At 71.2% G+C, this 14,069-nt stretch carries 9 protein-coding genes; 4 read left to right on the forward strand and 5 right to left on the reverse strand.

Annotation, left to right across the window (positions count from 1 at the left end; translation table 11 throughout):
* Window positions 1-3 precede the first annotated feature (3 nt).
* The 3 genes from rarD to FA582_RS12075 all read left to right on the forward strand — a co-directional run bounded on the left by rarD (window position 4) and on the right by FA582_RS12075 (window position 4,707).
* On the forward strand, window positions 4-975 hold the full coding sequence (rarD, locus tag FA582_RS12065; protein WP_147899827.1) for an EamA family transporter RarD: 972 nt from the start codon (window positions 4-6) through the stop codon (window positions 973-975).
* 217 nt (window positions 976-1,192) lie between these two features.
* A complete protein-coding gene (locus tag FA582_RS12070) occupies window positions 1,193-1,897 on the forward strand; it encodes a TetR/AcrR family transcriptional regulator (protein ID WP_158640872.1) in 705 nt (234 codons plus the stop codon).
* 20 nt (window positions 1,898-1,917) lie between these two features.
* Window positions 1,918-4,707: an MMPL family transporter gene (locus FA582_RS12075; RefSeq protein ID WP_010146309.1), complete on the forward strand. Its 2,790-nt coding sequence runs from the start codon at window positions 1,918-1,920 to the stop codon at window positions 4,705-4,707.
* Here FA582_RS12075 and FA582_RS12080 read toward each other — a convergent pair.
* Window positions 4,680-5,672 carry a hypothetical protein gene (locus FA582_RS12080; protein ID WP_010146308.1) on the reverse strand — a complete coding sequence of 331 codons (993 nt, stop codon included), beginning with the start codon at window positions 5,670-5,672 and terminating at the stop codon, window positions 4,680-4,682. The genes FA582_RS12075 and FA582_RS12080 overlap by 28 nt on opposite strands.
* Before the next feature lie 177 nt (window positions 5,673-5,849).
* On the opposite strand from FA582_RS12080, the gene FA582_RS12085 reads away from it, so the two are divergent.
* Entirely contained in the window at window positions 5,850-7,841 is a 1,992-nt protein-coding gene (locus FA582_RS12085) for a PhoX family protein (protein ID WP_010146307.1), read from the forward strand.
* Window positions 7,842-7,961: 120 nt separating this feature from the next.
* Here the strand turns inward: FA582_RS12085 and FA582_RS12090 are convergent, their stop codons facing one another.
* Genes FA582_RS12090 through nuoL form a run of 4 tightly spaced genes read right to left on the reverse strand, consistent with a single transcriptional unit; the run spans window position 7,962 to window position 14,063 of the window.
* Window positions 7,962-8,978, reverse strand: coding sequence for a polyprenyl synthetase family protein (locus FA582_RS12090; RefSeq protein WP_010146306.1), 1,017 nt, complete (start codon window positions 8,976-8,978; stop codon window positions 7,962-7,964).
* The gene (nuoN, locus tag FA582_RS12095) at window positions 8,975-10,510 is read right to left on the reverse strand and encodes an NADH-quinone oxidoreductase subunit NuoN (protein ID WP_238705439.1); all 1,536 of its coding nucleotides are present in this window, start codon (window positions 10,508-10,510) and stop codon (window positions 8,975-8,977) included. The genes FA582_RS12090 and nuoN overlap by 4 nt, the downstream gene beginning before the upstream one ends.
* Before the next feature lie 11 nt (window positions 10,511-10,521).
* Window positions 10,522-12,087, reverse strand: a complete 1,566-nt coding sequence (locus tag FA582_RS12100; protein WP_033228488.1) for an NADH-quinone oxidoreductase subunit M — start codon at window positions 12,085-12,087, stop codon at window positions 10,522-10,524.
* On the reverse strand, window positions 12,087-14,063 hold the full coding sequence (nuoL, locus tag FA582_RS12105; protein ID WP_010146303.1) for an NADH-quinone oxidoreductase subunit L: 1,977 nt from the start codon (window positions 14,061-14,063) through the stop codon (window positions 12,087-12,089). Before nuoL ends, FA582_RS12100 begins: the two co-directional genes overlap by 1 nt.
* Window positions 14,064-14,069 lie beyond the last annotated feature (6 nt).

The following is a 14,069-nucleotide window of genomic DNA, read 5'->3' on the forward strand; positions in this document are numbered from 1 at the left end:
GCGGTGACGGACGAGGCCGAGCGCAGGCGCCAGCACGGCACCACCTACGGCTTCCTCGCCTACCTCCTCTGGGGCGCGTTCCCGCTCTACTTCGCCACCCTCCGCCCGGCGGGGCCGTGGGAGATCGTGGCCCACCGCATCGTGTGGACGCTGGTGCTGTGCCTGGCGGTCCTGCTCATCACCCGCGACCTGCGCTGGATGGTCGACCTGGCCCGCTCGCCCCGCCGGCTGGGCGGCGTCATGCTCGCCGGTCTGCTCATCGCCGCCAACTGGGGCATCTACACGTATGCCGTGCTCACGGGGCACGTGACGGAGGCGGCGCTCGGCTACTTCCTCAACCCGTTGGTGACGGTCGCGCTCGGCGTCGTCATCCTGCGTGAACGCCTCCGGCGGCTGCAGTGGATCGCCGTCGCGATCGGAGCGGTGGCTGCGGTCTACCTCACCGTGGACTACGGGTCACCGCCGTGGATCAGCCTGGCCCTGGCCTGCTCGTTCGCGACCTACAGCCTGCTCAAGAACCGGCTGGGGGTCTCGCTCAGCCCGCTGCGCTCCCTCATGGGCGAGACCGCGACCGTGCTGCCCCTCGCGCTGCTCATCCTGTGGTGGCTGGACCGGTCGGACGCGACGACCTGGGTCGGTCACGGCGGGCTGCATACCGTGCTGCTGATGTCGACCGGCATCGCCACCGCGGTCCCGCTGCTGCTCTTCGCGGCAGCCGCGAGCCGGGTCCCGCTGTCGACGATCGGTCTGCTGCAGTTCCTCACGCCGTTCCTGCAGCTCATGACCGGGGTGCTGCTGCTCGGCGAGACCGTCCCCGCCTCCCGTTGGGTGGGTTTCGCCCTCGTCTGGCTCGCGCTCGTCGTCCTCTCGGCCGACATGGTGCGGCAGGTCCGCCGCTCCCGCCGTGCCCGCCGTGCCCGGGCGATGGACGCGCAGGACGAACGCTCGGACCTGGCGGATCCCGCCCCCTGCTAAGACCCACCGAGCGCCGCAGATGGTCGCCCTACGACCCACCGAGCGCCGCACATGGTTGTCCAAGCCCCTCGATGACAACCATCCACGACGCTCGGTGGCGGGTGAGACAACCATCTGCGACGCTCGGTAAGGGGAAACACAACCATCTGCGACGCTCGGTGATGGGGTGCACGTCGTGCAATTTTGCACACTGTGCATCTATTTGTATGCTCAGATCGTGCCCACGTCCCGTGTTCCTCCTGACTCTCCCGCGTTCCCCGTTCCTCCCGTCGCCCCCGCATCCCACGCCGCCACTGCGGCCGCGACCGCTCCCGGGCGCCGCGAGCTCAACAAGGCGCGGACCTCCGAGTCGATCGTCAGTGCCCTGCGCGAGCTCGTGGGTGAGACCCCGGCGGAGGACATCACGGTCGAGCAGGTGGCGGAGCGGGCCGGCATCTCCCGGCGCACGTTCTTCAACTACTTCGGCAGCATCTCCGCGGTGCTCAGCGCCGTCTTCGCCGGTCACGCCACCGCGATGATCGCGCAGCTGGATGCCGAGGAGCTCAGCCACGACCCGGTCGCCGCGCTGCGCCGGCTGGTCCGGACCGAGGGGATCCCCGCGGACTTCCTCGGCTGGCTCGCGGCCCTCAACTGCCACGGTCAGGCAACCGACGGGCGCGTGCTGCTCGAGCGCAGCGTGTGGGCCGACATGGCGGACTGGTTGCGCGAGCAGCTGCATACCCTCCGGCCGGGCGCGGACCCGCTCTTCGTCGCCACCCTCGCCTCCTCCGTCATGAGCTGCTTCCAGGCCGCCGAAGAGGCGTGGATCGACGATCCGGACCGCCCGGCAGCACTCTCCCCCGACGACATCACCAGCTTCCACCACCACCTCGACCGCGCCCTGGGCCTGCTGGCCACGGGCTGGCGGTCCACCACCGCCTGAACCCCCTGAGAGGACCTCCCGTGGCTACCCTTCTCCACCGCCTGGGGCGCTGGTGCGCCCACCACCGGTTCACCGTCGTCGGCCTGTGGGCCGCGCTGCTGGCCCTGACGATCACCGGCATGCTCGCCTTCGCCAAGCCGCTGTCCAACGAGTTCTCCATCCCCGGCAGCCGCTTCGAAGCCGTCCTGGAGACCCTGCAGGAGGAGATCCCCGAGGCGGCCGGCACGACCGGCACGGTGGTCTTCCGCAGCGAGGACGGCTTCACCGACGCCCAGCGGGGGGCCGTCGCCGACGCCGTCGCGCAGTGGGAGGAGCTGGACGGCGTCACCGCCGTCGACCCCTTCGAGGCCCAGGACCAGCTGGACGCCACCGAGGGGGACCTCGCGGACGGACGCGCCGAGCTCGAGGACGGAGCCCAGCAGGTCGAGGACGGCCGCGCCGAGCTCGAGCAGGGCCGCGCCGATCTCGACCAGGCCCGTCAGGAGCTGACCGATGGGCGGGCCGAGCTCGAGGCGGGTCAGGAGGAGCTCGACGCGCAGGCCGCGACCCTGGAGCAGTCCCAGACCGAGCTGGACACCCAGCTGCAGCAGCTCGAGGCGGGCGTCGCCGCAGGCCAGGTGCCCCCTGCCGCCGAGCAGCAGGCCCGCGCGGAGATCGCCGCCGGTCAGGCGCAGATCGACGCCGGCCGGCAGCAGCTGGACGCAGCACAGGCCGAGATCGACGCGGGCGTGGAGCAGCTCGAGGCCGGTGAGGAGGAGATCGCCACCGGGCAGGCGCAGCTGGAGCAGAGCGCCACCGAGCTCGAGGAGGCCGAGGCCGAGATCGCCCAGGGCGAGACGGACCTCGCCGCGGCGGCGCGCCTCGCCGAGCTCACCGACGGCTTCCGCGTCGTCGACGCCGACGGCACGACCGCCCTCACGCAGGTCTCCGTCGCCGACGCCGAGGGATTCATCCCGCCGGAGACCACCGAGGCGATCCAGCGGATCGGCAACGACCTCGAGCAGGAGGGCCTGAGCGTCGACTTCTCCAAGGAGATCACCGACGACCTCTCCAGCCTGCTCGGCCCGGGCGAGGTCATCGGCCTGGTCATCGCAGCGGTCGTGCTGCTCGTCATGCTCGGCAGCCTCATCGCCGCGGGTCTGCCGATCCTCATGGCCCTCATCGGGGTCGGCGTCGGGCTCACCGGGGCACTGGCCCTCACCCCCTTCATCGAGATGCAGTCGATCACCCCCGTCCTGGCCCTCATGCTGGGCCTGGCCGTCGGCATCGACTACTCGCTCTTCCTCATCAACCGCCACCGCCAGCAACTGCGCCACGGTATGCCGGTCGCGTCCTCGATCGCGCTGGCCGTCGGCACCTCCGGCAACGCCGTGACCTTCGCCGGGCTCACCGTCATCATCGCCCTGGTCGCGCTGACCCTCACCGGCATCCCCTTCCTCGGGGTGATGGGCCTCGTGGCGGCCGCGACCGTGGCCATCGCGGTGCTCGTGGCCATCACGTTGACGCCCGCGATGCTCGCCCTCATGGGTGACCGCGTCCTGCCCCGTCGCGAGCGCGCGGGCAGTCGGCACGGCCGTCACGAGAAGGGGCACGAGGAGCCGGACGACGACACCGGTCGCGGCTGGGCCGCCCGGGTCCAGCGGCACCCGTGGCTGGCTCTCGTGGGTGTCCTCGCCGTCGTCGGGGCTCTCGCGGTCCCCACGGCCCAGCTGCGCCTGGGCCTGCCGGACGGCGGCAGCGAGCCCGCCGGGTCCACGGCATACACCACCTACGACACCGTCCGGGAGGAGTTCGGCGCCGGCGCCAACGGCCCGATCCTCGTCGTCGCCGAGCTCGACGAGCCGATCGCCGAGGGTGACACCGCGCTCTTCACCACCCAGGCCGACCTGGCCGAGGATCTCGCGGCGGTCGAGGGCGTCGTGCAGGTCCTGCCCGCCGGCGTGAACGACGACCGGGACGTCCTGGCCTTCCGGGTCCAGCCCGAGGGTGGACCGGCCGAGGCCTCCACCGAGGAGCTGGTCGACCGGCTCGGGCCGGCCGTCGAGCAGATCGGTGAGGACCAGGGCGCGACCCTGGGCCTCACCGGACAGACGGTCGCCAACATCGACGTGTCCGAGCAGCTGGCCGACGCGCTCCCGATCTACCTCGTCGTGGTCGTCGGGCTCTCCCTCATCCTCCTACTCCTGGTCTTCCGGTCCATCGTCGTGCCCCTCCTCGCGACCGGCGGCTTCCTGCTGAGCATCGGGGCGGCCTTCGGCGCCGTGGTCGGGGTCTACCAGCTCGGCTTCGCCTCCAGCTTCTTCGGGGTCAACGAGGCCGGTCCGATCCTGTCGTTCCTGCCGATCCTGCTCATCGGGATCCTCTTCGGCCTGGCGATGGACTACCAGGTCTTCCTCGTGTCGGCGATGCGCGAGGAGCACGTCCACGGGCGTCCGGCCCGGGAGGCGGTCGTCACCGGTTTCAACCACAGTGCGCGGGTGGTGACGGCCGCGGCCATCATCATGGTCTCGGTCTTCGCAGGCTTCGTCTGGGCCCACCTGACGATGGTCCGTCCGATCGGGCTGGGCCTGGCGGTCGGCGTCCTCGTCGATGCCTTCCTCGTGCGTATGACGCTCACCCCGGCGGTGATGTCACTGCTCGGCGAGCGCGCCTGGTGGCTCCCCCGCTGGCTCGACCGGATCCTGCCGGACGTCGACGTCGAGGGCTCCAGCCTGGAGCGCAGCCTCGGCGCGTCGGCGGACACGCCTCCGGCAGGACGCGAGGACGAGCGCGAGGGCGCCCCTCAGGAGGAGCCCGCGCCGAGCCGCTGACCGGCAGCGCGCAGCAGCGTCCGGGCGCCGACCCTCGCGGCGTGGTCACCCTCGGTGATCCGCACCGCGAGCCGGCGCCCGTCGCGTTGGTAGACGACGATGCCGGGGCCGCCGCCGTCGGCGATGTATGCGGTGCGGTCCGGGAGGGCGCGCAGCCCGATCCCGCCCCACCGCAGGGGGTCGAGGTCCTGGACGTCGGCCCCCGCCACGTCCTCCGCCCGGACCGTCGCCACCGTCACCGGGAGCACGCGGGACCGGATGCGCAGGCCCTCGGAGTCCACCTCGACGAGGACCCTCGACCACAGCAGTGCGAGACCACCGGCGATGGCGCCGGTCAGCAGGACGACGACGAGCAGGACCACGCCCTGGTCCAGGACGACGATCCCCACGGCGACGGCCGCGAAGACGGCGAGCAGACCCCACCCCAGCACCTGCATCGTGCGCGAGGAGACCGGGGAGGTCCACGGCTCGACGGACTCGACGGCCCGTCCACGCACCGCCTGCACCCGGGAGCGCTCCGGCACCAGGTCGGCCAGCTGCTGCGCGGTCGGCACCCACCGGCCGTGCACGGCATACCCCACGACACCGGCGAGCAGCGCGCCGACCAGTGCCAGCAGGGGCCACCACTCGCGGACGCCGTCGGCGCCGTCCACCGCCACCCGCCACGCGGTGATGAGGTAGAGCAGGGCCGCGCCCCAGGCCACCCCGGCCACGGCCGAGAGCACCCAGCGCCCCCAGCTCGGCGGGACCATGCGTCGCGCGATCGAAGCGATGGCGGCCAGCACCGTGCACACCACCGTGGTCGCGATCACCCCGGCGAGGAAGCCCGGGCCGCTCGCGAAGCCATCGGGCACCCGCCCCGACCAGTGCGTCGGCACGCGGTCCGGCGGCGGCAGGAGGCCGAGGGCGAGCAGCAGCACCGCCAGCGGCAGCATGGCCCAGAGGCCGGTCAGCGTGCGTCGCACGAGGTCACATCCCTTCCCTGTCGCAGGGTTCCAGCGTAGGCTGCCCGAGCATCGGCAAGGAGTCACCTGACCGATGCGGCGCGTTCATCTCGATGACGCCGACGGTGAGGATGCGGTCGCCTAGGTTCGGGGGGTCCTTGGCGATGATCCGTACGGTCCCTCACGGAAGGCACGACCATGACTCCCCTCACCGCACGCCGCTCCCTGCTGCCGCTGCTCACCTCCCACCCTGGCGGGCGCAGCCCGGCGACCTGCCGATACCGCTGCGGCGACCAGTGCGCCCGGTCCGAGCCCAACGCCTCGGACAACACCTACTTCGGTGACGTCGTCGCGGGCGCCGTCCGCCGACGCAGCGTCCTGCAGGCGGGGGCCGCGGCGACCGGGGCGTTGACGCTGGCCTGGGGCGCGGCCGAGCCCGCCACCGCTGCGGGCCGGGGCAAGCCGGGCCTCGCCGGCTTCTCCCCCATCGCCCCGACGCCTGCCGACGTGGACGACCTGGTCGTGCCGCAGGGCTACGCCTGGGCACCCGTCATCTCCTGGGGGGACCCCATCGACGCCGGTGCCCCCGAGTTCGACGTCAACAGCCAGAGCGCCGCCGCGCAGCAGCGCCAGGCCGGCTACAACGCGGACTACCTCACGTTGCGCCGTGGGGGGTCCCGGGGCAAGGGTGCCAACCGCGGCCTCATCGCCTTCAACAACGAGTACACCAACCCCGAGCTGATGTTCCCCGACTTCGACGAAGAGGCCGGTGTCACCGCCGAGCAGGCGGCCATCGAGATGGCCGCCCACGGCATGACCATCGTGGAGGTGCAACGGCAGAGCCCGTTCCGGCCGTGGACCTACCAGCGCGACGGCGACCGCAACCGCCGCATCCACGCGCACACGCCCTTCCGGCTCGACGGACCGGCGGCGGGGGCCACCTGGATGCGGACCTCGGCCGACCCGTCGGGGCGCCAGGTGCTGGGCATGCTCAACAACTGCGCCGGCGGCGACACGCCCTGGGGCACGGTGCTCTCCGGGGAGGAGAACTTCAACCAGTACTTCAACGCCGACGGGGCGCCCGACCCCGACGGGCGCCTGGAGCGCTACGGCATCACCTCCGGAGGTCGCGGCTGGGAGCAGGCGGACGAGCGCTTCCAGATCACCACGGAGCCCCACGAGGTCAACCGCTTCGGCTACATCTGCGAGATCGACCCCGACGACCCGACCTCGACGCCGGTCAAGCACACGGCCCTGGGTCGCTTCAAGCACGAGGGCGCGACGATCCGGCTCGCCGCGGACGGCCGCGCCGTGGCCTACATGGGCGACGACGAGCGCTTCGACTACATCTACAAGTTCGTCTCCCGCGACCGTTATCGGGAGGGCGACAAGGCGCACAACATGAGCCTGCTCTCCGAGGGCGACCTCTACGTCGCTCGCTTCACCGGCGACGGCCTGGGTGACGGGGAGTGGGACGGTGACGGGCTGTGGTTGCCGCTCCTCGTCGGCGGCGCCTCCCAGGTGCCCGGGATGTCACCGGCCGAGGTCTGCACGTGGACGCGACTGGCCGCCGACCTCGCCGGCGCCACCAAGATGGACCGGCCCGAGGACGTCCAGCCCAACCCCCACACCGGTCGGGTCTACGTCGCGCTGACCAACAACACCCGCCGGACGCCCGGGCAGATCGACGAGCCCAACCCGCGTGCCAACAACAAGTTCGGTCACGTCATCGAGTGGGAGGAGGCGGGCAACGACGCCGCCTCACCCACGTTCACCTGGCGGATCGTGCTGCTCGCCGGCAACCCGGAGGACCCGCAGACCTACTACTACGGCTACGACAAGAGCCAGGTCAGCCCGATCAGCTGCCCGGACAACGTCGCCTTCGACAGCGAGGCCGACCACCTGTGGATCTCCACCGACGGGGCGCCAGGCACCATCGGCACCTGCGACGGGATGTTCCTCATGCCCACCGCCGGCCCGGACAAGGGCAAGGTGCAGCAGTTCCTCTCGGTCCCGACCGGCGCGGAGTGTTGTGGACCCGTGGTGGCGTGGGACGAGCGCTCCGTGCTCGTCTCCGTCCAGCACCCGGGTGAGGGCGACATCCCCAGCCGCTACCCCTACCTCGGCGACAGCGTGCCCCGCCCCGGCGTGGCCCATGTCTACCGCACCAAGGGCAACGGCAAGGGCTGATCTGACCCACGCCATACCAGGACTGCGGTCACCTTCCTCCGACCTTCATCGGGGTATACAGCGATGAAGGTCGGGCTAGGGTGACCGCACTCCCGGTGGGGGTGGGGCGGCGGGGGTGGCTCAGCTGGAGCGGTCGGCGACGCCGTCGACGAGTGCCCGCAGGGCCTCGACGGCCGGTGAGGGGTCCAGCTCCTCGAGCAGGGCACGGGCCTGGCCGGCCATGGCCAGGGTGCGCTCCCGGGCCTCCGTCATGGCGGGGTGGGCGCGCAGCAGGTCCAGCGCCTCGGCGAGCTCGGCCGGGTCCTGGATCGGGCCGGCGATGAGCTCCTGCAGCCGGGCGTCGGCGGGGTCGGTGCTGCCGCGGGCGTAGAGCACCGGCAGGGTCGCCTTGCCCTCCCGCAGGTCGGTCCCGGGGGTCTTGCCCGAGGCGTCGGCCTCCGAGGCGACGTCGAGCAGGTCGTCGGCCAGCTGGAAGACGACGCCGAGCGTCTCGCCGTAGTCGGTGAGGGTCCGCACGGTCCGCTCGTCGCAGCCGCCGAACATCGCGCCGTAGCGGGCCGCCGTCGCGATGAGGGCGCCCGTCTTGTCCGCGAGGATCGAGAGGTATGCCTCCACCGCGGCGTCGTGGCCCTCCCCTGCCCCGAGGGTCGGGTCGGCGGCACTCTGGCGGTCGTCCCGGATCTGGCCGGCGCACAGCCGGACGAAGGTGTCCGCCTGGATGCGCACAGCCTCGGCTCCGAGGCCCGCCACCACCGAGGAGGCGGTGCCGAAGAGCAGGTCGCCGACGAGGATGGCGGTGGAGTTGCCGTAGCGGGCGTTCGCGCTGCTCACCCCGCGGCGCAGATCCGCCTCGTCCATGACGTCGTCGTGGTAGAGCGAGGCGAGGTGGGTGAGCTCGACGCCGACGGCGGCGTCGACGACCCGCTCGTCCCACCCGTCGCCGACCTCGCTTGCCAGCAACGTCAGCAGGGGCCGGAAGCGCTTGCCGCCGGCCCGGGCCAGGTGCAGGTTGGCCTCGGCGACGAAGGGGTCGTCGTGGTCGACGACCTCCTCGAGCCGCGCGGAGACCCGCTCCAGCCCGTCCGAGACCCGTGCGGTCAGCTCCTCGTCGGCCCCGGGGATGCTCGCGGCGCTCACCGCAGGAACGCCGCGGTGCTCTGTGCGAGGTCCAGGACCGGGGAGGGCATGACCCCGAGCGCCAGCGTGATCGCGACCCCGACGAGGATCGCCAGGGAGGTCATCCACGAGGGCCGGACGACGACCGTGTCGGTCGCGGCGCCGGGCTCACCGAGCCACATCTGCACGACGAGCGTGAAGTAGATGTAGGCGGTGACGGCGCTGGCGAGGACGCCGATGACGGCGAGCCAGGCCCAGCCCTGGCTGACCGCGGCCGAGAAGACCGCGAACTTGCCGGTGAAGCCGGAGGTCAGCGGGATCCCGGCGAAAGCCATGAGCAGGAAGGTGAAGCTCGCCGCGATCCACGGGGAGCGACGGCCCAGGCCCGCCCACTGGTCGACCAGCGTCGCCTCGGTGCCGGCGCTGCGCACGAGCGCGACGATGGCGAAGGCGGGGATCGTCATGAAGCCGTAGGTCGCGAGGTAGAACATCGTGCTCGACAGACCGGCGACGTCGAGGGCGACGACCCCGGTGAGGATGAAGCCGGCGTGCGCGATCGAGGAGTAGGCCAGGATCCGCTTGACGTCGGTCTGCACGATCGACAGCAGCGCCCCGACGACCATGGACAGCGCCGCGACGACGGCGATGACTGGCTGCCACTCGAGCCGCGCGCCCTCGACGGCGACGTAGAGCACGCGCAGCATGGCGCCGAAGGCGGCCACCTTGGTGCAGGCCGCCATGAAGCCGGTGACCGGCGTCGGCGCACCCTGGTAGACGTCGGGGGTCCAGGCGTGGAAGGGCACCGCGCCGACCTTGAAGAGCAGGCCGACCGCGACGAGCAGGACACCGGGCACGAGCAGTCCGTCCATGCCCGCGTTGGTGCTGATCGCGGCCGCGATGTCGGCGAAGCGCATGGAGCCGGCGTAACCGTAGAGCAGCACGGCGCCGAAGAGGTAGAACGCCGAGGAGAAGCTGCCGAGCAGGAAGTACTTGAGCGAGGCCTCCTGGGAGAGCAGCCGACGTCGTCGGGCGAGCCCGGCCAGGACGTAGAGCGGCAGGGAGAGGATCTCCAGCGCCACGAAGAGCAGCAGCAGGTCGTTGGCGGCGACGAAGAGCATCATGCCGCCGACCGACAGCAGCGTCAGCGGGTAGACCTCGGTGGTGGTCGCCCCGACCTTGGTCGCCAGCGTCTCCTCCGCCGACCCCGGGGTCGACACCCCGGACTGGGTGAAGGCGTCCGGCTGCTCCCCGCCGAAGCGCTCGCTCATGACGAGCAGACCGAGGACCGACAGCACGAGCACCAGGCCCTGCAGCGCCAGGGCCACCCCGTCGACGGCGACCGTCCCGGCCGCCGTGATGCCCTCGTTGTCCCGACCGAGCAGGACGAGCGCGACGAGCGCCAGCACGAGGGTGGCGATGGACAGCGGCACCTGCACGGCATACCGCGTGCGGCGGGAGGCGAAGCCCTCCACCATGACACCGACCAGACCACCGACGAAGACGATGATCATCGGCAGCAGCGCGACGTAGTTGATGTCGGGCGCGACGAACATGGAGCCACCCATCAGTGGTCACTCCCCTCGGAGTCGGAGGTGGTGGTGGCGAGCCCGGTGTCGACGGCGGGCGCCGGGTCGCTGATCCCGACCGTCTGCAGCGTCTGCTGCACGGCCGGCTCGAGCAGGTCGAGCACCGGCTTGGGGTAGAAGCCGAGGACGAGGAAGGCGGCGATGATCGGTGCGACCACCCACTTCTCCCGCCGGGTCATGTCGGGTATGCCCTCGACCTCCGGCCCGACGGGCTTGGGCCCGGTGGCGACCTTCTGGTACATCACGAGGATGTAGACGGCCGCGAGGATGACGCCCAGCGCCGAGATGACCGCCAGCCACGGGTGGCGGCCGAAGGTCCCGACGATGACGAGGAACTCGCTGACGAAGGAGTTGAGCCCGGGCAGCGCCAGTCCGGAGAGGCCCGAGACGAGCAAAGCGCCGGCGACCAGCGGGGTGACCCGCTGCCAGCCGCCGAAGTCGCGCAGGTCGCGCGAGCCGCGGCGGACGATGAGCATCCCGGCGACGAGGAACAGCCCGGCGGTGGTGAAGCCGTGGTTGACCATGTAGAGCGTCGCGCCGGTCTGGCTCACCGTGGTGAAGGCGAAGATGCCCAGCACGATGAACCCGAAGTGGCTGATCGAGGTGTAGCTGATGAGCCGCAGCATGTCGGTCTGCCCGATCGCGAGGAAGGCCCCGACGAAGAGCGAGATGAGCGCGAGGGTGAGGATCACCGGGGTGGCCCACTGGCTGGCCTCGGGGAAGAGCGCCAGGCAGAAGCGGATCATGCCGTAGGTGCCGACCTTGTCGAGCACGCCGACCAGCAGGACCGAGGTCGCCGGGCGGGCCTGCTCGGCGGCCAGCGGCAGCCAGGTGTGGACCGGCCACATCGGGGCCTTGATCGCGAAGGCGATGAAGAAGCCGAGGAAGAGCCAGCGACCGGCCTCCACCGACAGGTCCATCCCGGTGAGGTTGGACAGCAGGAAGCCGTCGGTGCCGCGCGGACCGGCGAGGTAGACCCCGATGACGGCGACGAGCATGATGAGCCCGCCGGCCAGGGAGTAGAGCAGGAAGGTCGTGGCCGCCTTGGCCCGGCGGGTCCCGCCGAACATCCCGATGAGGAAGTAGACGGGGATGAGCATGGCCTCGAAGAAGACGTAGAAGAGGAAGACGTCGATCGCGGCGAAGACGCCGACCATCATCGAGGTGAGGGCGAGCATGAGCGCGAAGTAGCCGTGCTGGCGTCGACCGACGGCCGGCACGTCGTCCCAGGCCGCGACGATGCAGATCGGCACGAGCACGAGGCCCAGCAGGATCATCGACAGCGAGATGCCGTCGACACCGAGGGCGTAGGACACCCCGAACTGCGGGATCCAGGAGTAGACCTCGGTGAGCTGGAACTGCTCACCCCCGGCGGCGCCGGAGAAGCGGAACTGGGTGGCGGAACCGACCCCGACGGCCAGCGTCAGGAGGGCGGCACCGAGCGCCACGGGACGGACCAGGCTGCTGCCCTTGGGCAGCAGGGACACCACGAGCGCACCGACGAGCGGCAGCACGAGCAGCGTGGTCAACCAGGGAAAAGTCATCACTGCATCACCCAGACTGCACCGAGGATCACGACGACGCCCAGGAGCATCGTCAGGGCATAGGAGCGGACGAAGCCGTTCTGCGCGCGGCGCAGCAGGCCGGACACGCTGCCCAGGCTGCTCGTCGTGCCGCCGGTGACGCCGCCCTCGACGAGGGTCGTGTCAGCCTCCACGGCGGTGCGCGACAGCGCCATCGTCGGCCCGGTGAACAGCGCGTCGTTGAGGTCGTCCTGGTAGAGGTCCCGACGGGCCGCCCGGGTCAGGGCGCTGCCCTCGGGAGCGGTGACCGGCACCTCGTCGCGACCGTAGCGCAGCCAGGCCAGAGCGACGCCGACCACCATGAGAACACCGACGGTGATCTGGATGGCGAGGACCGGGATGAGCGGCTCTCCGTGCTCGGCGTGGCCGAAGACGGGCTCCAACCAGCCGGTGATGATGCCGGTGGGGTAGAGCACCGCACCCAGCAGCAGCGAGCCGAGCGCCAGCACCATCATCGGGATGGTCATCACCAGCGGCGACTCGTGCGGGTGCGCGTCATCGTGCCAGCGCGCCTTGCCGTAGAAGGTCATGAAGAACAGCCGCGACATGTAGAACGCGGTGATCCCGGCGCCGAGCATGGCCACGCCACCGAAGACCCAGCCCTGCCAGCCCGGAGCAGCCAGGGCGGTCTCGATGATGTAGTCCTTGGAGTACCACCCGGCGGTGAAGGGGAAGCCGATGATGGCCAGCCAGCCGGCGGCGAAGGTCAGCCAGGTGATCTTCACCTCGCGGCTGAGCGCACCGAAGCGGCGCATGTCGACCTTGTTGTCCATGGCGTGCATGACCGAGCCGGCGCCGAGGAACATGTTGGCCTTGAAGAAGCCATGCGTCACCAGGTGGAAGATGGCGTAGAGGTAACCGGCCGGGCCGAGCCCGACGGCGAGCATCATGTAGCCGATCTGGCTCATCGTCGAGGCCGCGAGGGCCTTCTTGATGTCGTCCTTGGCGCAACCGACGATCGCGCCGTAGAGCAGGGTCACCGCTCCGACGACCGCCACCACCAAGCGGGCGTCCGGGGTGAGGTCGTAGATCGCCTGGCTGCGGGCGATGAGGTAGACACCCGCGGTGACCATCGTCGCGGCGTGGATGAGCGCCGAGACCGGCGTCGGGCCGGCCATCGCGTCCCCCAGCCAGCTCTGCAGCGGGAACTGCGCCGACTTGCCGCAGGCACCGAGCAGCAGCGCCAGCCCGATGAGGGTCAGCGTCAGGTCGCTCGCGCCCCCGGCCGAGCCGTGCACCGTGGCGAAGTCGAGCGCCCCGAAGGTCGCGAGCATGATCGCCATCGCGGTGATGAGCCCGACGTCACCGACCCGGTTGACGACGAAGGCCTTGTTGGCGGCCTCGGCGTAGTCGGGGTTCCAGTTCCAGAAGCCGATGAGCAGGTATGACGCGAGACCGACACCCTCCCAGCCGACGAAGAGCAGGAGGTAGGAGTCGGCGAGCACGAGGATGAGCATCGCCGCCACGAAGAGGTTGAGGTAGGCGAAGAACCGGCGCTTGTCCGGGTCGTGCTCCATGTAGCCCAGGGAGTAGACGTGGATGAGGCTGCCGACGAAGGTGATGAGCATGACGAAGGCCAGCGACAGCGGGTCCAGTAGCAGCCCCGCGGACAGCGACAGCTCCCCCACGCTGACCCAGTCCCACAGCGGGACGGACAACGCCCGCTCCTCGGCGGGCAGACCGCTCAGCTGGACGATGATCGCGACGCCGACGGCGAAGCTGCCCCACGACAGGGCGGTCGCGAGGGCGGGGCCCCACTTGTCGGTCATCCGGCCGCCGAGCAGCAGCAGCGCGGCGCCCGCGAGGGGCAGCGCCACCAGCAGCCAACCGAGCGCCGCGAAGCCGCCTGCCTCGGTCGCCCGGACGGCGCTGTTGCCCCCGCTCGGGTCGGCGAGCGCGAGACTGGCCGTGGCCAGCCCGTGACTCAGGTCGTGCACAGACAC

It is taken from the genome of Serinicoccus profundi (genome assembly GCF_008001015.1).
GTDB classification, from domain to species: domain Bacteria; phylum Actinomycetota; class Actinomycetes; order Actinomycetales; family Dermatophilaceae; genus Ornithinicoccus; species Ornithinicoccus profundi.

What these genes read in the sequence shown, in the direction of transcription:
- FA582_RS12085 (WP_010146307.1), top strand. Translation starts at nt 5,850, where the DNA reads ATGACTCCCCTCACCGCACGCCGCTCCCTGCTGCCGCTGCTCACCTCC.
- nuoN (WP_238705439.1), bottom strand. Translation starts at nt 10,510, where the DNA reads ATGTTCGTCGCGCCCGACATCAACTACGTCGCGCTGCTGCCGATGATC.
- FA582_RS12100 (WP_033228488.1), bottom strand. Translation starts at nt 12,087, where the DNA reads ATGACTTTTCCCTGGTTGACCACGCTGCTCGTGCTGCCGCTCGTCGGT.